Origin of the sequence: Polymorphobacter sp. PAMC 29334 (assembly GCF_019431245.1) — a bacterium.
Lineage (GTDB): Bacteria > Pseudomonadota > Alphaproteobacteria > Sphingomonadales > Sphingomonadaceae > Polymorphobacter_B > Polymorphobacter_B megasporae.
The window spans coordinates 166,812-185,965 of record NZ_CP080245.1 but is presented as its reverse complement, the minus strand read 5'-3'; the positions used below and the strand labels follow the sequence as shown (position 1 = coordinate 185,965).

At 59.8% G+C, this 19,154-nt stretch carries 20 protein-coding genes; 15 read left to right on the top strand and 5 right to left on the bottom strand.

The features are described 5' to 3' along the window. Window positions 1-110 precede the first annotated feature (110 nt). Window positions 111-569, top strand: a complete 459-nt coding sequence (locus KZX46_RS22045; protein ID WP_219777204.1) for a hypothetical protein — start codon at window positions 111-113, stop codon at window positions 567-569. A gap of 1,446 nt (window positions 570-2,015) precedes the next feature. After that, window positions 2,016-2,213, top strand: coding sequence for a hypothetical protein (locus KZX46_RS22040; protein ID WP_219777203.1), 198 nt, complete (start codon window positions 2,016-2,018; stop codon window positions 2,211-2,213). Window positions 2,214-2,254: 41 nt separating this feature from the next. Here KZX46_RS22040 and KZX46_RS23565 read toward each other — a convergent pair whose 3' ends face one another. Both KZX46_RS23565 and KZX46_RS22035 read right to left on the bottom strand, forming a co-directional pair. Continuing rightward, on the bottom strand, window positions 2,255-2,473 hold the full coding sequence (locus KZX46_RS23565; RefSeq protein ID WP_370647569.1) for a hypothetical protein: 219 nt from the start codon (window positions 2,471-2,473) through the stop codon (window positions 2,255-2,257). 45 nt (window positions 2,474-2,518) lie between these two features. After that, window positions 2,519-3,319 carry a tyrosine-type recombinase/integrase gene (locus KZX46_RS22035; RefSeq protein WP_370647568.1) on the bottom strand — a complete coding sequence of 267 codons (801 nt, stop codon included), beginning with the start codon at window positions 3,317-3,319 and terminating at the stop codon, window positions 2,519-2,521. A gap of 190 nt (window positions 3,320-3,509) precedes the next feature. Between KZX46_RS22035 and KZX46_RS22030 the strand changes: the two genes are divergently transcribed. The 7 genes from KZX46_RS22030 to KZX46_RS22000 all read left to right on the top strand — a co-directional run bounded on the left by KZX46_RS22030 (window position 3,510) and on the right by KZX46_RS22000 (window position 8,703). Beyond that, window positions 3,510-4,523 (top strand): hypothetical protein, encoded by a 1,014-nt coding sequence (locus KZX46_RS22030; protein ID WP_219777202.1) that lies wholly within the window; start codon window positions 3,510-3,512, stop codon window positions 4,521-4,523. Window positions 4,524-4,823: 300 nt separating this feature from the next. Then, on the top strand, window positions 4,824-5,435 hold the full coding sequence (locus tag KZX46_RS22025) for a DUF938 domain-containing protein (RefSeq protein ID WP_219777417.1): 612 nt from the start codon (window positions 4,824-4,826) through the stop codon (window positions 5,433-5,435). Further along, on the top strand, window positions 5,432-6,208 hold the full coding sequence (locus tag KZX46_RS22020; protein WP_226896324.1) for a DUF2161 family putative PD-(D/E)XK-type phosphodiesterase: 777 nt from the start codon (window positions 5,432-5,434) through the stop codon (window positions 6,206-6,208). Before KZX46_RS22025 ends, KZX46_RS22020 begins: the two co-directional genes overlap by 4 nt. Before the next feature lie 55 nt (window positions 6,209-6,263). Further along, window positions 6,264-6,563 carry a hypothetical protein gene (locus tag KZX46_RS22015; RefSeq protein WP_219777201.1) on the top strand — a complete coding sequence of 100 codons (300 nt, stop codon included), beginning with the start codon at window positions 6,264-6,266 and terminating at the stop codon, window positions 6,561-6,563. Between the two features lie 6 nt (window positions 6,564-6,569). Further along, on the top strand, window positions 6,570-6,866 hold the full coding sequence (locus tag KZX46_RS22010; protein ID WP_219777200.1) for a DUF1488 family protein: 297 nt from the start codon (window positions 6,570-6,572) through the stop codon (window positions 6,864-6,866). Window positions 6,867-7,732: 866 nt separating this feature from the next. Then, window positions 7,733-8,398 carry an AAA family ATPase gene (locus KZX46_RS22005; RefSeq protein ID WP_370647567.1) on the top strand — a complete coding sequence of 222 codons (666 nt, stop codon included), beginning with the start codon at window positions 7,733-7,735 and terminating at the stop codon, window positions 8,396-8,398. Further along, window positions 8,395-8,703: a hypothetical protein gene (locus tag KZX46_RS22000; protein ID WP_219777198.1), complete on the top strand. Its 309-nt coding sequence runs from the start codon at window positions 8,395-8,397 to the stop codon at window positions 8,701-8,703. Before KZX46_RS22005 ends, KZX46_RS22000 begins: the two co-directional genes overlap by 4 nt. 320 nt (window positions 8,704-9,023) lie before the next feature. Here the strand turns inward: KZX46_RS22000 and KZX46_RS21995 are convergent, their stop codons facing one another. Beyond that, complete coding sequence (locus KZX46_RS21995; protein ID WP_219777197.1) at window positions 9,024-10,115, bottom strand: replication initiation protein; 1,092 nt, start codon at window positions 10,113-10,115, stop codon at window positions 9,024-9,026. A gap of 896 nt (window positions 10,116-11,011) precedes the next feature. Here KZX46_RS21995 and KZX46_RS21990 point away from each other — a divergent pair. Further along, on the top strand, window positions 11,012-11,206 hold the full coding sequence (locus KZX46_RS21990; protein WP_370647566.1) for a hypothetical protein: 195 nt from the start codon (window positions 11,012-11,014) through the stop codon (window positions 11,204-11,206). Between the two features lie 109 nt (window positions 11,207-11,315). On the opposite strand, the gene KZX46_RS21985 is transcribed toward KZX46_RS21990, so the two are convergent. Then, the gene (locus tag KZX46_RS21985) at window positions 11,316-11,966 is read right to left on the bottom strand and encodes a lytic transglycosylase domain-containing protein (protein WP_226896323.1); all 651 of its coding nucleotides are present in this window, start codon (window positions 11,964-11,966) and stop codon (window positions 11,316-11,318) included. 137 nt (window positions 11,967-12,103) lie between these two features. Between KZX46_RS21985 and KZX46_RS21980 the strand changes: the two genes are divergently transcribed. The 5 genes from KZX46_RS21980 to KZX46_RS21960 all read left to right on the top strand — a co-directional run bounded on the left by KZX46_RS21980 (window position 12,104) and on the right by KZX46_RS21960 (window position 18,699). Further along, complete coding sequence (locus KZX46_RS21980) at window positions 12,104-12,757, top strand: phosphohydrolase (RefSeq protein ID WP_370647565.1); 654 nt, start codon at window positions 12,104-12,106, stop codon at window positions 12,755-12,757. Beyond that, complete coding sequence (locus KZX46_RS21975; protein ID WP_219777195.1) at window positions 12,754-13,644, top strand: toprim domain-containing protein; 891 nt, start codon at window positions 12,754-12,756, stop codon at window positions 13,642-13,644. The genes KZX46_RS21980 and KZX46_RS21975 overlap by 4 nt, the downstream gene beginning before the upstream one ends. 39 nt (window positions 13,645-13,683) lie before the next feature. After that, on the top strand, window positions 13,684-15,651 hold the full coding sequence (locus KZX46_RS21970) for a ParB/RepB/Spo0J family partition protein (RefSeq protein ID WP_219777194.1): 1,968 nt from the start codon (window positions 13,684-13,686) through the stop codon (window positions 15,649-15,651). 746 nt (window positions 15,652-16,397) lie between these two features. Beyond that, window positions 16,398-18,278, top strand: a complete 1,881-nt coding sequence (locus KZX46_RS21965) for a bifunctional diguanylate cyclase/phosphodiesterase (RefSeq protein WP_219777193.1) — start codon at window positions 16,398-16,400, stop codon at window positions 18,276-18,278. A gap of 4 nt (window positions 18,279-18,282) precedes the next feature. Then, window positions 18,283-18,699, top strand: coding sequence for a BLUF domain-containing protein (locus KZX46_RS21960; RefSeq protein ID WP_219777192.1), 417 nt, complete (start codon window positions 18,283-18,285; stop codon window positions 18,697-18,699). A gap of 50 nt (window positions 18,700-18,749) precedes the next feature. Here KZX46_RS21960 and KZX46_RS21955 read toward each other — a convergent pair whose 3' ends face one another. Further along, the gene (locus KZX46_RS21955) at window positions 18,750-19,010 is read right to left on the bottom strand and encodes a hypothetical protein (RefSeq protein ID WP_219777191.1); all 261 of its coding nucleotides are present in this window, start codon (window positions 19,008-19,010) and stop codon (window positions 18,750-18,752) included. Window positions 19,011-19,154 lie beyond the last annotated feature (144 nt).

Sequence of the window (19,154 nt, the reverse complement as noted above, 5' to 3'; positions counted from 1 at the left end):
GGAAGATTGGCCCCATATCCGGGTAGCAGCCAGCCTTACGCCGGTCACCGCGAACCTTTCCTATTATTTTACCTCTTTTGTTCTCGTACCGCATGATTCATAGAATCAGCATGCCGATCCGCGCCGACCAGAAGTGGTTCTATCCAATCGATTGGCGCGAGCTGTCGAACGTCATCCGCTTCGAGCGCGCCAAAGGACGCTGTGAACACTGCGCCCGCCCGCACGGCCAGTGGATAGTCCATACCCGCGACGGCCGCTGGTGGGACGATGTTCGCGCTCGCTGGAGGGATCATCGCGGTCGCCGCGCAGCGGGTCCCTCCCCTACCCGCCTGGAGGCCGTAGAGCCGCCGCTCGTCGGGTTCGACGCGATGCCGCTGCCGCGCACCTTTGTCGTCCTGGCGACGGCGCATCTCGATCATGATCCCGGCAACAACGATCCCCGCAATCTAGCCGCGCTGTGCCAGCGCTGCCACCTCGAGCACGACCGCGGCGAGCACCGTCGGCAGCGTTGGGCGACGCTGTTCTATCGTCGCTCGCTCGGCGACCTCTTCACCGGGCTCTATCGCTGAAAGCCATCATATCCATCCAGAGGCCATCGTATTGAGTGCGCCGTAAACGACGCTAACCGTGCGCCCTGAAACCGTGCCGAGCTGTGCGTCACGAATTCGGTCGAGGCTGCGGTCACGCTAAATCCGAACTACGCGGGTTCTGGATCGTTTCGGTTATGACTAAAGTTGAGGGTTCGCATCTCTGTCATAGCTTCTTCGCGAACGGTGTGCCGCGACAGTTCGTATGATTGAAGCCAAGCTTGTTGCGTATAGAGGGTGCGCCGACAGACGGCCCAAACTCCGTCGACTCCGCGCACGACATAATCCACGATTGTCTCGGACATAGCAATACTCCGAAAGATTAACATATAATTTACGGAAACTGTATAACGAGTCCAGATCATTTCGGTTAATTAACTATGATTTGAGACCACTCGACCCTCCTCTGGTCAAATTCGCCGCTGAGCCAATGGGATCATGATGGGGAAGACGCCAAACGAGCTAAGTAGGTTGAGTTCGCGCATCGTTTCCAACGCGTCGGTCTGATCGTCGTGTTCAGACACCTCATCGCACTTGAGCCAGGATATTTCGGAGTCGTAACTTCTCTTCCAGACAATAGACACTCCGTTACCAGAACGAACTACATAATCCACGAGAACAACGGACATGCACAACTTCCGCTTGTTGCAATGCAGCGTAACGTAGACTCCGATTTGCTCAATCGGTTCCGATAACCCTGAGTTTTTTGTACGATGTGAATATGGCGCAGGACGCGTCGCAGGCGAGGTGGCTTGACCGTCATCTGTGCTTGGCGGACAGTAAGACTTGGCGTCGGGGCGATGTCGTAAGGGGCTGAAATGAGGATTTTGTTGTCATCGCGAACCTTGCGGCGCTATCCGGATGCTCTCTCTAGCCGCCTGTCGGTGTCGTCGTCGGCGCTACGGTAATACCGGCAATCAATCCCGATGCTCCAGCTGCGGTCAAAACTTTTCGCCCATATGAGGGCGTCACCGATGTCATTCGTGACGCTCCGAGAAGCCAAGCGGCTGGGTCAAATGCCGCGTCGGCGTCACCTTGCCGCGTATGAGATCGTGCGTCGAAGGCTAGAGCGTGCCCGGGAATGACGTGAAGTACCGCTCAGAAATCGAAGGTGGGCACTGCCGTTGTGTTGTCGCAGAGCGGATGCGGATCGTGATCGCAGCCCACGCGAGGCACGACAGATACGCCACGGTGTAGACGGCCTGCGCAACGCCGAAGTCGAGTGTAATGTATGTCGCAGTCGTATTTGTCGAAGTCCCGCATATGCCTATGCAGTCTGTGTTGGGGGTGGCAACTACTGTCTCGGCTTGTGACGACTCCGCAACTAACTCGAGAGAGTTTAACGGTTTAATAATAGTCTTATTTACCGTCGACTACATGGGCTGATGGCCGATTTTATCGCTCGGTCGCGACATCTTGAACAACCCTATGGACGGAACGCTCATCGCCGCTATGCATTTCGCGATTATGGACGATCCTATTCCTCCGTTTTTCCCGCCTATTCCCGAGGAGGAAGCCATCAAAGACGTTGAAGCACTGATGCGAAACGATGAGAGCCCGCTCGACGAGCTTCTTCGTGAGATGGCTGAGTCACTTCGCCAGCAACGGGCAAGCGACGGGTTTTAGCCGAACATGGCAATGTTACCGCGATTGATTCAGCAAACCGGCTACTCGCCCGAAAACCGCTTCGCCAGCCGCGCGCTCGCCCCGCTTTTGGCGGCGAGTTTCGCTCCGTAACGCATCACCGTCTTGGCATCGCGCCAGCGGTACGCCTGCATGATTGCCGGCAGCCCCTCGCCGGCTGCAAAATTGTCCTGCGCCACTCCGACCCGGATCGAGTGGCTCGAGACCGCCTTGACCCAGCGCTCGAGCTCGGCCTCGCTCATGGCCCCGAGCAGCCTCTTGTCGAACGCGGCACGGATCAGCCACTCCTAGATGATCGCGATCGTGCCGGGATGGAGCGCCCCCTCCCCCACCGTGCTGACGCCGCCGTCGAAGTAGGTCTCGACCCGACGAAACAGCGCCCCGCGATCGATATGCCCCCTCTCCCGCCAGCGTTTTATCGCCTTCATCGCTGCCGGCGACAGATAGGCGAGCGCCCCCTCCCCCTCCCGATCTGTCTTGCTCCGCGGGATGAGAATCGTGCCGGCACCCTCGCCGTCGGGTCCGTCGATGTGGTCGACCTCGATCGCGACCAGTTCCGAGCGCCGGCAGCCGGTATCGTAGGCGAGCAGCAGCAGCGCCTGGTCGCGCGCGCCGAGCATGTCCTTGCGGCACGCCTTGAGCAGCGTCGCGAGGCACACCCCGGCCGGCGGCCCGTCGAGGTCGGTGACGTCGCCCTTAAACCGGATCGCACGCGCCTGGCGCTGCCGCACACCGAGGATTTTGCGCGCCGCCTTGTGCTCGAACCGGACGAGTGGCGCTGCAGTCGGGTCGTCGCGCCCCGCCATGCGGTACGCCCAGCCGATATGAACGAGGTACCGCCCGATCGTGGCCGCGGCACGCTCGCCGGTGGCGCGCGCCGCGGCACTCGCGAGGTCCTGACCAGACAGCGCACGGACATAGGCCGCAACGGTGTTGGCGGTCGCGCTGCCGGTCTGGACCCCCGAGCGTCGGCACCACGTGTCCCACAGCCGCAAATCCGACAGGAACGCCCGCACCGTGTTCGCCGACCACCCCCGCGCGGCGGCGGCGACAAGTGCCGGGTCGAGCAGCTGGCGCTTGGGGGGCAAGCGCGGTGACCTCGTCGACGATGACGGCGAGTGAGGCCACCTGAGGCCGGGTCGTGAGGGCGGGAGCGGCCATCGACGACGATTACGCTCAAAATAGCAAAAACGCTAGGGTCGCGATAACGCTTCATTATCGCGACTGATACAGCCGCGGCGGTAGACTATGGGGGTAGCTTCGCGCTACTATCACCGCATGCTACAATCCCTTCCTGACCTGTCGGCGCCCGACTGGACACCCGTGCTTGCCGGCTTGCTCGAAGCGGCCGCATTGGCGATCGGCCGCCTCGACGCTCGTGCATCGGCGACACCGGTGCGACTGCCGTGGATCGAGCGGGCGTCGTGGACCGGGTTCGCTGCGGCCCGACGCGGCCAAGGTGCGGAGATCGACGAAATCGACATTTTCGCGCTTGCTGGTGGGATCGCGCTGCCGCGGCGGCCGCCGCTTTCCTTCGCCGCCGACGAACTCGCCGGCCTCTCTTCGTGGCAGACGGCGCTGGCCAGGCCCGACGGACGACACTGGCGCGAGCTCGTGCCGGTGACGCTTGATCTGCCGACCGACTGGCGCGACCGCCCGGCCCTGCTGCGCGCGCTCGAACTAACCGCGATCCATGCGCGGGCCGATCGCAGCGCCGCGCCATGGCTCAGCGGGCCGTCGTTGCTCAAGGCGCTCGGCGTGACCCGGACCCCCCTCCCCTGCCTCGTCGCCGCCGACAAGGCGCTGCGCTTCGCGCCGCGCGACCGCCAGGCGATCGTCCCGCGATACCTCAAGGCGCTGACAAAGGCCGCCGATGACGGCCTCGAGCGGCTTGACGCCGTCGAGGGTGACCGGATGCGCGGGGCCGCGACGCTCGCCGCCGCGCTGCGCCCCGGCAAGATGGTGTCGCTCGCCGCACTGTTGCAGCGTCGGCCCCTGCTGACTCCGCTCGGGGTGTCGCGGGCGCTGCGGCTGACCATCTCGGGGGCGGGCAAGCTGCTGGCCCGCGCGGCCCAGCACGGCCTCGTGGTCGAGATCAGCGGGCGGCAGGCGTGGCGCGCGTATCTCGCCCCCGACCTCGCGGTGAAATTTGGATTTGCGGCTCAGCTCGCTGGGCGGCCACCGCGTCCACCAGAACCCGATACGAGGGCACTCTCGCGATTCGACGAGGAAATGGCTGAAATTGACATCATGCTAGCCTCGCTCGGCGTCGTGGTTCACCCGCGCGACTGACCAATCGATGCTTCCAAGTTAGGCTGCGGTATCAAGGGCAGGCTAGCACCGGTGTTGCTTTCGGAAGGAGGGATTTGACAAAAGTTCCTTGTTTGTTCTTGAAAGTGAATTTACGATCAGGCGTAGGCGTAGGCGTAGGCGTAGGCGTAAGCGTAAGCGTAAGCGTAAGCGTAAGCGTAAGCGTAAGCGTATCGACCCAAGGCGAGACATCGTGTCCGTCACGAAATTTTTTAGCAGCGAGATCTCTGTATTCAAGCTCGCACTCTAGCCGGTGTTCGGCATAATGCCATTGGGGTGACGATGTACGATTTTCATGACGCCCGTTTCAGTTCGCCGGCCGTGTTCCGCAACCGGCTATCAATACTCAAGGTGCTCCAGCCGATGCTGCCATCAGCAGGGCTGGTGCTCGAGGTCGCCAGCGGAAGCGGCGAGCACATTGTATTTCTGGCCGAGCGGTTGCCCGCGCTCGACTGGCAACCCTCGGATCCATCTCCTGCAGCCCGAGCCTCGATCGTTGCGTGGACAGCAGCGGACCGCGTGATCAACGTGCGTTCGCCACTCGATCTCGACGCAAGCCGCACACCGTGGCCCGTAGCCACCGCCGACGCGATCCTTGCGATCAATATGGTTCACATTAGCCCGTGGGCGGCGACGCTGGGATTGCTGCGCGAGGCGGCGCGACTGCTGCCGTCCGGCGGACTACTGTACTTCTACGGCCCCTTTATCGAAGCAGGCAAAATGCTCGCGCCAAGCAATGCCGCATTCGACGCCGACCTGCGCGATCGCAATGTCGCCTGGGGACTTCGCGATCTTGCAGCAGTTGAAGCTGCAGCGTTAGAGTCGGGCCTGAAGGTTCAGACCGTTCTGCCGATGCCGGCGAACAACCTTTCGGTAATCGTGCGCCGGACGTGAGTCGCAAGGCCGCCGGGACTGCTTCGTCGAACGTTGCCGACGCCGAAAGTACGACTGTTCTTTCGCCCGCGCTGCAGGAGACGGCGCTATATCCTGCCCTGAAAGCGTTCCTCGAAGGTCAGGGGTTCGAGGTCAAAGGTGAAATCTGCAATTGCGATGTTGTCGCCGTGCGCGCCGACGAGCCGCCCCTCATTGTCGTCACCGAGCTCAAACTCTCGTTCACTCTCGAGCTCGTGCTGCAAGCCGTCGACAGGATGCGCGCTGCCGATCAGGTTTACCTTGCCGTGGCTGGATCGCGGCGCGGGCGCGACCAGGACAACCGAGTCCACCGCTTATGCCGTTTGCTCGGCTTCGGTCTGCTGATCGTCGACGTCAGGCGCGATGTGGTATCTGTTGTGGTCGAGCCCCTGCCCTATCGTCCTCGAGCCGACCTGCCGCTGCGCCGGCGCTTGCTGAAGGAGCACGCCGCCCGACACGGTGACCCAACGCGCGGCGGTTCAACCCGGCAGCCGATCATGACCGCTTACCGCCAGCGCGCAATAGCCTGTGCCGAGGCCCTCCGGGCTGGCTCGTTACGACCCCGCGACCTCAAGCGGTTTGCCGACGACGCAGGTGCCATCCTGCGTCGCAACGTTTATGGCTGGTTCGACCGGGTAAGACCCGGCGTGTACCGTTTGTCGGCGATCGGCAAGGCGTCGCTTGCGCCGAATGGTGAGGCGTTTACCGAGAGGCATCCCCAAGACAAATTTCCGCTCGCGCCGCAGGAGGCTTAGCGGCGAGGACACTTGGCAGTATAAGCTATACCGCTTGAACTTTAAGGTGAACATCATGACCGAGGCGACCTGGGGCGACGCCGCAATGACCCCCGAGATAAACTGGCGCATGAGCGCCTCGCTTGAGAGCGTCCATCGCGGCGACAGCGATATCGCAGAAGTCACCAGCCTGCGCGGCGCGGTTCGCGCATGGCAGCAACTCGATCCGGGACATCAGGCGGGGGCCACGTTGAGGCCAGAGCATCCGGTACAGATCGACGGGGTATCGACCACTTCCTTCAGCGGCTCGGCTATCGCCAAGCTTGTTGACCTGCTCAACGACGGCCACGACGGGTCTGCGCCGGTCGCGGCATAATCGAAGGTGACCAAGGCAAGGGCCAGTGTACGGTTCCAACTCGACGGTGGAACCTGGGTTGAGGAGCGGGAGAGCGTTGGCTTCACCGGCGAGACCGACTTCGGTCTAGTCGAATTCCTCGTCACGAACGAGGCGCTAGCGCAGCTGCTCGACCCGGACTTTGATGTTCTCGACCGCGACACGGCTCTGGAGACGTTTGTGGAATTCGAGTCCGACATCCATCGCATCGCGCTGCGGGAGTTTGTTAAACGTCTCGGCGGCGAGCCGCCAATCCTTATCACTGCCGCTGACTTCGAAGGATAATTCTCCTACTGGGCCCAGTTTATCAGCGCGTGCTGCAACGCTGGAGAGAACTTGTCTCCTGCCGTCACACCACTATCGAACTGGTTCCAGGCTGCGGTTGCGTTGGTCAATTTATTCGCGCCGATCGCGGTGTTACTCCCCGCGCGATGATACACTGGTCGATTTTAGTCCAGTCAGGCGACGCATGCGAGATATGTAACACGTGTGATATACATATCGCCATCGCCAACAGCGGATCGCGCTGTTCATGCATCTCGCGCTCGGGGTCTATTCACGAGGCGCTATCGTTATTGGGTGGCTCGAATGCTCGATGCGCTCGACTGGCCGCTGGATACCGTCGGCCTCCCCTGCCCTCCCCCGCTCGACGAACAACAACCGAAACGCTGATACGAATGGATGCAAGGCATTTTAGGGCCTCCCAATCTGTCGTAATTGCGGAGCATTGATGCCTGCTGGACGACGACATTCCAAACTTTCTCGGGTCCCCGCCGGTCTCTTGACCGCGGCAATCATATCAATAGTGCGCTGTGTGCGGTCATCCCTCGTTGCAAGAGCATAAACAAAGACGCGGCAGTGACATGTTAGACATGAGACACGTGTTACAGACGTTACACGTGTCGGCTATGCGTAACACGTTCGACATGTGTCACATGTGTTTTTGGCACGCTTAAGCAGCTTCGCTGCTAGCGCCTTAATACCGCCTCCGAGCAGCGATTACGAATGCCATGGAACTCCTGGCTATATCATCAGCCCTTGCATCAAAAGATGATGTGTTACAGAGGAGATGTGTGACATGTTGATCATCTGACGTGCCAGATGTCGCACATGTGTGTCATTGGAGTCCGTCTGCGATGCCCGTTATAACAATGCTGTCGCCCAAGGGCGGGGTCGGAAAGACGACAACCGCTTTGATTCTGGCAACCCAACTTGCGGCCGACGGCTCGACGGTCACCCTAATCGACGCTGATCCGAACTTTCCATTGCTCAAGTGGGCGACCCTCGACGGTAAGCCAGATAATATTGAGGTCATCGGAGAAATCGATGAAGAGCAGATCATCGAGACGATCGACGAAGCGCGCAAGCGCGTCGATTTCGTTATCGTCGATCTCGAGGGCAGGGCGAGCGCGCGCACAACCAACGCACTCCTAATGTCCAATTTGGCGTTGATCCCGATACAAGGCTCCGGCCTCGATGCAGACCAAGCCGCACGCGCATTCCAAAGCGTCCGGAGCGCCGCCCGCGTTCGTGAACGGCCTATCGCTTACGCAGCGGTTCTCACAAGGACCCCCGGCACCGTCAAACTCTGGTCACGCGACCTTAAGGCCATCGTATTGAACCTTGAGGACGCAGGAATCCCTGTCATCGCAACGCCACTCGCTGAGCGCGGCGCGTTTCGAGGGCTTTTCAGCAGCGGCGGAACGTTATCGACGCTCGATGCTAAACAAGTTGCGTCGCTCGAAAGCGCTCGCGACAACGCCAAGGCGTTCGTCGCGGACGTTCTGGCGGCTTTGCAGCAGAAGGTGCCCGCATGACCGATCGTCCGAACCCGCGTCCCGGCCTTACCAGATTCAACCTTGACGACGACATTTCGCCTCCGACACCTGCACAGCGCGCCGTCGCCAAGGTAGAGGCCGAACGGATTGGATTTATACCCGAGCGGTCACGAGCAAGTCCGCGGCCACCTGCGCGCCCAGCGGTATTTACGACCAACTTTCACATCAGGACCACTGCTGAGGACCGGGCGCGGTTCGACGACTTTGCCTGGCGGCATCGTATTACCAAAGGCGAAGCGCTAACACGCATCCTCGATCTGGCGCTTGCTGCCGAAGAAAACTGATCAGGGCAGGCGGCCGGATTCAAAACCTATCAGCCCGGCGCCATAAGCTTCCATTACGAATGAGCTGGCGACGCCGTGACAAGATGGCCGCCTCGAGGCGAGCCACGCCACTGTAAGCGCCCGTGACTCGTCTGATGGCTTCCAGTGCAACCATCTTGGACAAACAGTCAATTCAATGCGGCCCTCGGGCAGTTCTGAGTGGCCTCACCCTGATTGGGAGCTTTCTACCCCAAACTGGTCGAACAAGATTTCTTTCTGAGACGGTCGCGTGCGAGGCATGTGTTACACGTAACGCTTAAGGGCGACACTAATTCGTTGAATTATCTCACCGGTACCCAGGTGCGAGCTTTGCCTGTGACGAAACCCTGCCACGAAGACATCAGGCGATCGCCGACAAGCTGATGCCGCTTCTCGCCCATGTGCTGCGCAAAGGACTGGGCCAGCCGCTCGATGGAATGACCGCCTCCATGCTGCCGCCCGGCTGTATAAAGCGGGCGATACGCCTCCTCGTAATCGTTAAGGTCATCGTCCTTCGGCCAGCGTAGCTCTCCTGAAGAAGAGGAACTGGCTTTTGTCGGGCCAGAGACAAGGAGTTTTGCGGCAACCGCCTCGATAATCTGCTCGACGTCGCCATCGCGACGAGGCCGCCGCCCGGCCGAATGGCGATCGTTTTCTTCCGCTGCCGCAAGCGCGGCATGGCCGGGTTTCGCCGTGAAGGTCATCCGGATACGACGTACCTGACGACCACTGAGGATCTCTTCCCAACTAAAGTCAAACTCGGCGAGCTGGGCGATCTCAAGACGTGCGGGCTCCAGCACCCGCTTCCGAAAATCCGAAAAATTCGGGTATGTGTCGGGCGTGACGTGCAGCAGCTTCCGGAGCTCGCCAACCTCACCAGCCCAGGTTGGATCGCGCTTACAGTAGATCGCGGCGCCAATCTCGTAGAGCCTCAAACTATAGCGGCTCTGGAACTTGATAATCGCCTCCCGGGAAAGGCGGGCGTAGACTTCGGAACGCTCAAGCATCTGGCGCGCACGCGCGGTAAAGCTAAACTCGACGAATGCGCTCGACGTCTCATCGTCCTGGTCGTTGATGCCCTCTAGCAGATGGAACATGCGAGTCGATTTCGCTTGTCCAAGCGTGTCAGCGTGACTGAACCACACCCCCATCAGTTCTTCAAATGCGGGTCGAACGCGGTCCATGGCTTTGTGACTTCCGCGCAGGTCTTTTTTGGCGATCCGGTGTGGCTCGGGTTTCCAGGCGTCACCCGCCGCAGCCTCAAGCATCATCAACAAGCACCGTCTTGCAATCAGGCTCAGTTCCTGATTTTTTGGCGTATGGACATCGATCAACTCGACAGCCATCGCGAGCTCGCCTTTGCCGGCTAGCTTGAGCTGGTGGGCCGCCTTCATTGTGCGACCGATTGATTTTGGTCTGGCCATCCCCGACACGACTAGTTGTTAATCCGTCGTGTCAGAACACGCCTTTCCGAGTCGTGCAAGACCCCTCCCAATCAGTCGTAATAGGGTGACCGTGTAGCTCTCCCAATCTGTCGCAATAGTTCGGCTAATTGGTGCTACATACGTCCAAACCGGTGCTCAAACTGCCCCCTCCCGATTTGTCGCGATACACGTCGAAGGGCCCCTCCCAATCTGTCGCGATAGACCCGACGGTCACCCTCCCAATGAGTCGTATTAGCTCGCGAGTTGCTGGCGTACCTCCGACTTGGCCGCACAAACTGAACTATTCAGGTTGTCGTGACGTATTGCGGGACATTTTCGATGGCCTGAGAGAGGAATTGAAAGGTTGGAAGGGGCAGGGGCCTCAGACAATCAGCCGCCTCCCAATCTGTCGTATAAGGCGGCCCTCCCCATCCGTCGCACGACTCCTCCCGATCAGTCGTAATGCCCCCTCCCAATCTGTCCGGCTGCCCCTCCCAAGCCGTCCAACCAAACAGCCTCAAGACATTGACTAAGCGACAAAATCGCCCCTGAATCCTGAAACCCTTAGAGAAACCGTATCCCTCCCGCGCTTTGCTTGGGGGATTTGTCTGATTCTTTGGATGAGGTACGCCAACCTCCCTTGTGCCGAGCTGCCCCAGCGCTCAGTGCGCATCCATAGTAGGCGTGAAAAGAGAAAATTAGAGCTCTCCGGTTGAGAATTTGCGCCCCTTAACGTGCCGGGCTCGGTCTGCCAAAAGCAGCGAGCAACCGAGAAGGCTGGAAAGCGTTCCACAATAATGACTCACGCTGAAATCGGTAACTGGCTAGCGGTCTACGCCGCGACGGGCGTCTGTTGTGCCTACGCAATGGTCCTGTCGATCTCAACTATCGGTCTTGAACTCTACCGGGAGCGTGCTTGGCAATCGATCGACGGCGTGCGGTCGGTTGCCGTCCTTGTTCCGCAGATTTGGTGGCGGTGGCAGAAACGCTACCTGCTCAGCACGCCGGTTACGCTCGCGATTGTTGGCGCATTTGCGCTGACGCTTGACTGGACTGCATGAATTTACTCTGCGGAATTTCCCGCAGAATCGAAGCTCAACGTGACAGCATGTGGCACTGCCATCAGGATGGGTGCAGCGACACCTGTGCTCTCGGCAGCGTTGTAAAACCCTAGCACCTTTTGGACGTATTCCGGGGTTTCGCCGTTGAGAGGAATGCCCCCCAACGATCGACTGAGCCCCGTCCGGCGTTATATGCCGCCACGGCGAGTGGTACTGACCGATAATGGTCGAGCATCGACCGAAGATATCGAGCTCCAGCGTCGATGTTCGACTCTGGATCGGAGCGGTCGACCACACCAAGCACGCTTGCTGTCCGTGGCATTAATTGGGCAAGCCCGCCGGCACCCGCGGGACTAACGGCGTACCTTCGGTAGCGCGACTCTTGGAAAACCACGGCGTCGAGCAGGCCAGGTGGCAGAGCGTGGCGACACTCGGCATCACGGATCAGCGGCCAGTAGGCTACACGAGCAGCCGACGTCACTGCCGCAAGACCGCGGTGAGCTGCCGGCGTCGCCGAGCCACAGCCGGTAACGGCGAGCGCTAAAGGCCGGGCGTCGACCACTGGTCTTGACAGCGGCGCTGATAGTCGCGGTGCCCAGGCACCATGCTCATAGACCACAAATCCTGCCGTCGACCGCGCCTCGACGCCGTCGGAGACGATGACGTCGGCAGGTGTCGTCTCGCCGAATATTACCGTCGTCACGGTCCCAGCGTGCGCCACGCCCGACAACAATCCGACGATAAAAAGCCGCGCGATCATGGGTGAAGATTCCGCCGATCCGGTACCGTCGTCAACCCGGAAGCGACGGACAGCCACCAAATTGCGGCAGGCGCGATATGGCCTGGGAGGGGAGGGGGCGGAAGATGGACGAAGCGTTTATACTCAAGGAGCGTCCAATGATGACCACCACGATCAAACACCAGCATCTACGCCCGTTCGTGCTCCTGCCGAGCGGCAGCATCATCGATTTGGCCGCACCGTTGGCGACAAGCTGGACCGACACTGATCTGGCGATCGGACTGGCGAGAACATGTCGTTGGGGCGGTCACTCAGCATGGAAACGCCCGCTTTCGGTTGCACAGCACAGCCTGACCGTCCTCGCGATACGCGAGCGCGACACCAGACTTGAGCCACCCCTAGCTCTCTACGAACTTCTGCACGATGCCGAGGAAGGCCTCATCGCGTTCGATTGCATTGCACCGTTGAAGGCGTTTCTAGGCGAACCGTTCCGCGAGCTATGCCGCCGCCTCGCGCGCGCGGTTGCAGACCGATACAAACTGCCGACGTTGTCACCCCAAGAATGGCAGCAACACAAAGCCGCCGACCGCATCGCCGCGGCCAGCGAGGCGCTCCATGTCGTTCGATGGTCGGCAGAACAGATCCGCGACACGCTGGCGATCGAGGATACGCCTCTCATGCGTGACCCGCTGATGTACGGCGCGGATCGCGACGACTACGTCGCCTGGGAACCCTGGACGAGCGAGTACGCCGCTGAAGCATGGCTTGCCCGGCTGCAACTTGAACTGGCCCGCGCGGGGCTGCCGTCATGACCGCCCGGACAGTGTCGCGCAGCGAGCTCGAACAGCAGGGCAGGGCGCTCGTCGAACAGCTCGACGGCAAGTGGACCCCGCGCGGCGGCATGTGCCGTTGCCCGGCCCACGACGATGGGAGCCCGAGCCTATCAATCAGGGTGGGCGACAAAACCCTGCTCGTCCATTGCTTTGCAGGCTGCAACTCTGTCGACGTCCTCAAGGCGCTTCGGGTCATCGACAGCGCCGGGGTCCGCACCAGCCACGAGGCGAACCGAGCCGAGACCACGAACCTGCAACCCCTCGCCGAGCGCCTCTGGGCGACATCGCGCCCGCTGACGGGATCGTTGGCCGCGCGCTATCTGGCGTCACGACACCTCGTCTCGCACAGCGCGCAGCTACGCTTTCACCCTCGGGTTCAGCTCGGCCGTACCAGCGATGCCACGTTCCACCCAGCAATGATCGCCGCAGTGAGGGATGACGCCGGACTGGTCGCGGTCCACCGTACGTTCCTCGACGGCGCTACCGCACGTCAGGCGAACTTCGATAACCCCAAGCGGCTGCTCGCAGTACCCGAAACGGGCGCCGTACGGATCGGGGCAGCAACCCGCGTGCTGGGCATCGCCGAGGGTATCGAGACGGCGTTGGCGGCGAGCACGATCCACGGCATCCCCGTATGGGCGGTTCTCGGTAACGAACGCTTTGGCATCGTGTCGATCCCGCACTGCGTCGAACACCTCGTCATACTCGCCGACAACGACGCCGGCGGCGCCCGCGCTGCGCAGCTGGCACACGAAGGGCTTCAACGAGACGGTCTGACAATCGAGGCCGTGTGGCCGCCGTCGGTACACAATGACTGGGCAGACGTCCTGATGGCCGGGAGAGGGGAGGGGGCTGCGCCGGAGTGAGCTGGCCATGGTGGCCTTGAGCTCGACCGGAGACCCACGATGACCGTCCAGATGATCCAGGCACGCAACTGCATCCTCAGCCCGCGCAACGTCCGCCGCACCGCCGCCGACCCGGCACGCCTCGAGACCCTCAAAGCGAGCGTCGAAGCGCGCGGCGTCCTCCAGAACCTGATCGGGTTCAGCATCCCCAAGAAGCGTGGCAAGTTCGAGATCACCGCCGGCGGCCGCCGCCTCGCTGCCGTACACGGGCTGATCGAAGCGTCGATCTTCCCGGTCGATTACGAGATTCCCGTGTTCGTGATGAACGACACCAGAGCCGCCGCCGAGACCAGCCTCGCTGAGAACTTCGAGCGCCAGGCGATGAACCCCGCCGACGAGTGTGTAGCGTTCCGCCACTTCATCGAAGTCGAAGGGGCCACCGTCGACGACGTCGCCAAGCGGTTCGGCCTGACGGCGCGCTTCATCGAGGGCCGCATCCGGCTCGCTGGCCTCGCCGACGACGTGTTCGAGGCGCTGCGCGCTGGCGAGATTAGCCTCGAGGTCGCGCAGGCGTTCGGCACGACGACCGACACCGCGCGCCAGGCCCGCGTCTACGAGCAGCTCAAGGGCGGCTACAACGGCATCACCGCGATCGCCGTACGCCGCATGATGACCGATGAGACGATCACCGGGGTTCACCCGCTCGCCAAGCTGATCGGACGCGACGCCTATATTGACGCCGGGGGCCGGGTCGAAGCCGACCTGTTCGGCGACAGCGAGACCGAACTGTGGGTCGACGCCGCGATCGTCACCACGCTGGCCGAGGCCAAGATGGCCGAAGCTGCAGCCCAGATCAGCGGGTTCGGCGCGATCGTCCCGGTGCTAGCGACGCGCCCCGACTGGACGATGACCGAGAAGCTGCGCCCGGTCTACGCGAAGCCGATCGCGCCGTCCCCCGAACAGCAGGCCCGACTCGAGGAGATCGCAACCGAGCTCGAGACCATCGAGGCTGAAACCGAGGAAGACGGTCCGACCGAGACCAGTGAAGCCCGGTGGGAGGCGCTGCAGGCCGAGGCAGAAGCACTCGAAGCGCGGCCGAGCGAAGTCGACCCCGAGATCCGCAGCTCGGCGACTGCGTTTCTCGTCATCGGTGCCGACGGCACGCCGACCATCCACTCGCAGGTCTATGTCGAGAACACGCCGCGAGCCGCACCCGACGGGTCGGCTGCCAAGAGCGACGACGACGCTGGCGGTGCGCCGGTCATCGGCCGCGTCCTCCGCGACGAGCTTGCGCTGCAACGGACGCAGCTGCTCGGCCTCCACGTCGCGAGCGATGCGGGCATGGCCGTCGACCTCGCGATCTTCCTGCTCGCCGATGCCAAGGTCAGCCAGGGCCGGTCGTACGATCGAGGCTCGAGCCTGTCGGGCTCGCGGCCGTCGCGCGCGCCAATCGACTTCAAGCCGACCGGTGCGACGGTCGAGTCGCTGCAGGCCATGCACGACCAACTCGATCACAGCTGGGCGGAATCGCCAAACACCGGCACGCGGTTCGACGCGTTCCGGGCGCTCGGTGACGAGCAGCGCGGTGCGTGGGCCGGGTGGGTTGTCGCCCAGACGCTCGAGGCGAAACTCGCCGACGAGCAATACGCGGGGTTCCACAACCATCTCGGGCGGACAATGGGCGTGGACGTCGCCGCGTGGTGGCGTCCGACGGCGGCAAACTACTTCGGTCGCGTCAAGAAGAGCATGGTCCTCGACGCGATGACGACGATCGGCGGCCCGGAGCTCGCAGAACGCTATGCCAATGCCAAGAAGGCCGAGATCGCCGACGCAGCCGAAAAGCTGTGCAGCGGCAAGACGATCGTCGAGGCGAATGTCCGGGCGGCTGCGATGGAGTGGCTGCCGACGGTGATGACGTTCAGCACCGTCGACGCTAAAGTCGCGCTGAACGACGACAGTGTTAGCGACGCTACCGAAGACGCCGGCTACGGTGAAACCAATCCGGCCGCACTCGAGGAGGCCGCGTAAAAGTCAATTTGGGCTTCTTAGCGAAGACTAACTGGGGGGCACGGCAACGCGGCCCCTTTTTCTTTACTCAGCCCGCCCAGCGGCGCCGGCGGAGCGACCGACTTAAAATGCAAGCTCTAGCGGGCTGTCAAACAACGCTCTTTTACGTATAATTTCACCGCCTGAGCGTGGCAGCAAAGGGGGTGGAGCACGGTCAGTTTGGCAGCTTTCGGAAAGGATGGAGCCAAAGCCTGCATTAGGCTAGGTGTCGAAGCAGCAGGGTGCGACGCCCGTTCGAGGATAAGAAGACCGCCCAATCTTTATCATGCGGCTAACGTTCGAGCTTCGACAGCCTCAAGCTCGCTTTCCGATTCTTAATGGAGCGGAGGGGGTCGACGCCAACACGTCACTCTTCGATTTGCTTATCCCGGCGTGGTCCGACACCTACGTTTCACTGCCTGGCGATTCACCATCATGTCGTGCTCCGTACGGCCGCTAGTAATTCGATGGCCCCGAGCACGAAGGCAATTGACCATGCGAGGAAGGCTGTTATCGGCCAGCCTGAAATAGCTGTCGTCGTGCCAAGCCGTCATTGACACAGAACTTGATTCATGACCTCCTTGGCGGCTCATAGCCAAGGTGGATTACTCTTAATTATCAGACAGATAAGTATTCTGGTACGATGATAGCCTTCCCGAGCACGGCACGATAGATCGGTCACAGTCCAAGGATAGAATTGTGTTTGGGTTAAACTACCGGAAGTTAGGGTGAACAGCGGCGATGGCCTTACAAGGGCCGTCTTAGAAGAGTTAATAGAAGTTGGCCAAGATGAGCGGGTCGCTGCCCTAAGCCGTCTGAACGTGTTGGATACGCCCATGGAAGACGCGTTCGATGAAATCGCGATACTGGCCGCGAAAATCTGTAAAACCGAGATGGCGGCGGTTACTCTCATCGATGTGAACCGCCAATGGTTCAAGGCAGCCATCAATTTACCGGTACGGGAAACGCCTATCAGCGAGTCATTTTGTACGCATGTCGTCGCCCTGAACGACCCTTTGATCATTAATGACGCTACGGAGTCACCGGCCTTTTCGGACAATCTGCTGGTGACCGGCGACCTTGGTGTCCGATTCTATGGTGGCATGCCGATACGCGAACCTGGAGGCGTGCCAGTCGGCGCACTTTGTGTGATAGGCCGCCTCATAAAGCCAAGTGGGCTCGATGCCATGCAGCATCGAGCCCTCAGAGCGCTGGCCGGACAGGTCGAACGCCTTCTGGAGATGAGGGCCTTGTTGATCCGACGCGATCAACAAGTTACCGCCCAGCGCGCTTTGGCCTTTAGGTTGAACGATGCGCTGCAAAAAGACTTTCTTACCGGCCTTCCCAACCGGTCCGCATTTCAAAAAGCATTAAGGGAGGCGATAGAAAGGCAGCGAGGCGAGGGCGGGCGCGTCGCTCTGCTGCTTCTCGACCTGGATCACTTTAAGCAGATCAACGACTGGCTCGGTCATGATGCTGGCGACGAGGTACTGAAAGACTTCTCCACTAAGCTGCGCAACGTCGTGCGTGATGAGGACACTGTCGCCCGCCTCGGCGGAGACGAGTTCGCAATCATCATTCATGTAACTGACGACGATGACCAAATTGCCTCCGCCGTTAAATCGATTACGGGCCGTCTTGCAGACCCGGTTCAATATCAAGGACGAACGATCGCCTACCGGCAGAGCATCGGTATAGCCCTCTACCCAGATCATGCTTCTAACGAAGTGGATCTCTTTCGGCACTCCGACTTGGCCCTTATTGAAGCCAAGTCCCTGCGGGGTGCTGTTGTTTCCTTTAATTCGAGAATGCTCAAAAAGCTAAACTCGCACATGGAATTTCTTGAGGAAGCGAGTGTCGCTTTGAATGAGCAGAGGGTCACTGCTTTCTACCAACCGAAGATCGATCTTCGATCAGGACGTGTAATCGGGTTTGAGGCCCTTGCCCGCTACCATCGGCCCGGCGTGGCGGCCGAACATCCTCGAATGTTTGAGGCTTTGTTTCAGGATGCCAAACTCAGCCGGTCGGCAACAGATCAGATAACTGTGAAAATCTTTGCCGACATCAGACGGTGGATCGCTGACGATATAAACTTCGGGCATGTTGCGATAAACGCTTCGACTTATGATTTCTCCGATGACAATTTTGGAGAGCGTTTGATTCGTCTCTTAGACGAGAGTAATGTTTCCGCATCGAAGATACAGATCGAAATTACCGAGACTGTTTTACTCGATCGCGGGCAGAGCCATGTCAAACGCGCTCTTAATCTATTAAACGAAGCGGGCGTAAAAATTGCGCTGGACGACTTTGGCACGGGACATGCTTCTCTCATCCACTTGAAGAGTTTTCCCGTCCATTTCCTAAAAATTGATCGATCTTTTATAAAGAAGGTAACTCGAGATCATGATGATGCCGTTATTGTAAAAGCAATGATCGAATTAGGACACGGCTTGGGGATTGAAATAGTCGCTGAAGGTATCGAGACTAGTGAGCAGTTGCGAACAATAATTGCCAACGGGTGTGACATGGGGCAGGGATACCTTTTTAGCAAGGCTGTTCCTAGCAACGAGGTCGATATTTTAACCCAAAGAAAAATGCGTCTGAAGTAATAAGATGGATATGATTTCGCTGCTCTACGTAAGTCAAAGCAGTATCGACGACGTAAATGCCGAACAAGCTGTAATCAATATTGTCCACGCGAGCATGATCCGAAACAGAAAAAGTGAAATCACTGGCGCGCTCATGTATACTGGCGCTAGATTTATCCAAATACTTGAGGGACGAAACGAGTCCGTCCTTGAGTTAATGGATAAGATTCATCGAGATGTTCGCCATAAAAATGTGAGGGTAATATCCCAACGAATTGTCACCAGCCGTCTATTTGAAGGATGGGCAATGGCTTATGGCGGTCATTCGGGATTTATTGGGCGCCACATCACAACATTATTAAATACGTCGTCCGAAATTGAACGCACAGTAACCGAAAAGAAGATTATAGGAATGATGCAGAGTTTCCTACGAGAAATATAAAGAATTCACTCGGTGCCAGTAAATGCGTCATTGCCTTTCGATTAGAAAGCTTATCTTGGTAGCTTATATTCCTCGTCCATCACCTGATTGACCAAAGAATCCGCCCCGGCTTCTCTCAACATCCGGCCCATCTCAATCGCATCGTCGGAGCTCATTGAAAAAATCTCCCCGTCGTATCCCATGACGAAGACGTGGCCATCTTCTACCCACACCTTCCGCGGTCGACCGTATTGTTTGGCGCGAGCAAGATTCTCCGTTATCCGCTGCTGCTCAGCGTGCGTTAACAAAGAGCGCGGTTTGTCGAGGTCCATTGACTCACCCACTTCCCGTTAGTGTTCGTAACGTCTCGAGCAGGAATGCCTGCCGAAGCTCCTCAATTCAAAGCGACTAACTCGTTGGGCTATGATTGGTAACAATATGCAGAGGTCTTTTTTTGTAAATAGCTGCCCAGCGGG

Coding starts and splice junctions, on each gene's coding strand:
- KZX46_RS22045 (WP_219777204.1), top strand. CDS start 111: ATGCCGATCCGCGCCGACCAGAAGTGGTTCTATCCAATCGATTGGCGC.
- KZX46_RS22040 (WP_219777203.1), top strand. CDS start 2,016: ATGGACGGAACGCTCATCGCCGCTATGCATTTCGCGATTATGGACGAT.
- KZX46_RS23565 (WP_370647569.1), bottom strand. CDS start 2,473: ATGAGCGAGGCCGAGCTCGAGCGCTGGGTCAAGGCGGTCTCGAGCCAC.
- KZX46_RS22030 (WP_219777202.1), top strand. CDS start 3,510: ATGCTACAATCCCTTCCTGACCTGTCGGCGCCCGACTGGACACCCGTG.
- KZX46_RS22025 (WP_219777417.1), top strand. CDS start 4,824: ATGTACGATTTTCATGACGCCCGTTTCAGTTCGCCGGCCGTGTTCCGC.
- KZX46_RS22015 (WP_219777201.1), top strand. CDS start 6,264: ATGACCGAGGCGACCTGGGGCGACGCCGCAATGACCCCCGAGATAAAC.
- KZX46_RS22005 (WP_370647567.1), top strand. CDS start 7,733: ATGCTGTCGCCCAAGGGCGGGGTCGGAAAGACGACAACCGCTTTGATT.
- KZX46_RS22000 (WP_219777198.1), top strand. CDS start 8,395: ATGACCGATCGTCCGAACCCGCGTCCCGGCCTTACCAGATTCAACCTT.
- KZX46_RS21995 (WP_219777197.1), bottom strand. CDS start 10,115: ATGAAGGCGGCCCACCAGCTCAAGCTAGCCGGCAAAGGCGAGCTCGCG.
- KZX46_RS21990 (WP_370647566.1), top strand. CDS start 11,012: ATGGTCCTGTCGATCTCAACTATCGGTCTTGAACTCTACCGGGAGCGT.
- KZX46_RS21985 (WP_226896323.1), bottom strand. CDS start 11,966: ATGATCGCGCGGCTTTTTATCGTCGGATTGTTGTCGGGCGTGGCGCAC.
- KZX46_RS21980 (WP_370647565.1), top strand. CDS start 12,104: ATGATGACCACCACGATCAAACACCAGCATCTACGCCCGTTCGTGCTC.
- KZX46_RS21975 (WP_219777195.1), top strand. CDS start 12,754: ATGACCGCCCGGACAGTGTCGCGCAGCGAGCTCGAACAGCAGGGCAGG.
- KZX46_RS21970 (WP_219777194.1), top strand. CDS start 13,684: ATGACCGTCCAGATGATCCAGGCACGCAACTGCATCCTCAGCCCGCGC.
- KZX46_RS21960 (WP_219777192.1), top strand. CDS start 18,283: ATGGATATGATTTCGCTGCTCTACGTAAGTCAAAGCAGTATCGACGAC.
- KZX46_RS21955 (WP_219777191.1), bottom strand. CDS start 19,010: ATGGACCTCGACAAACCGCGCTCTTTGTTAACGCACGCTGAGCAGCAG.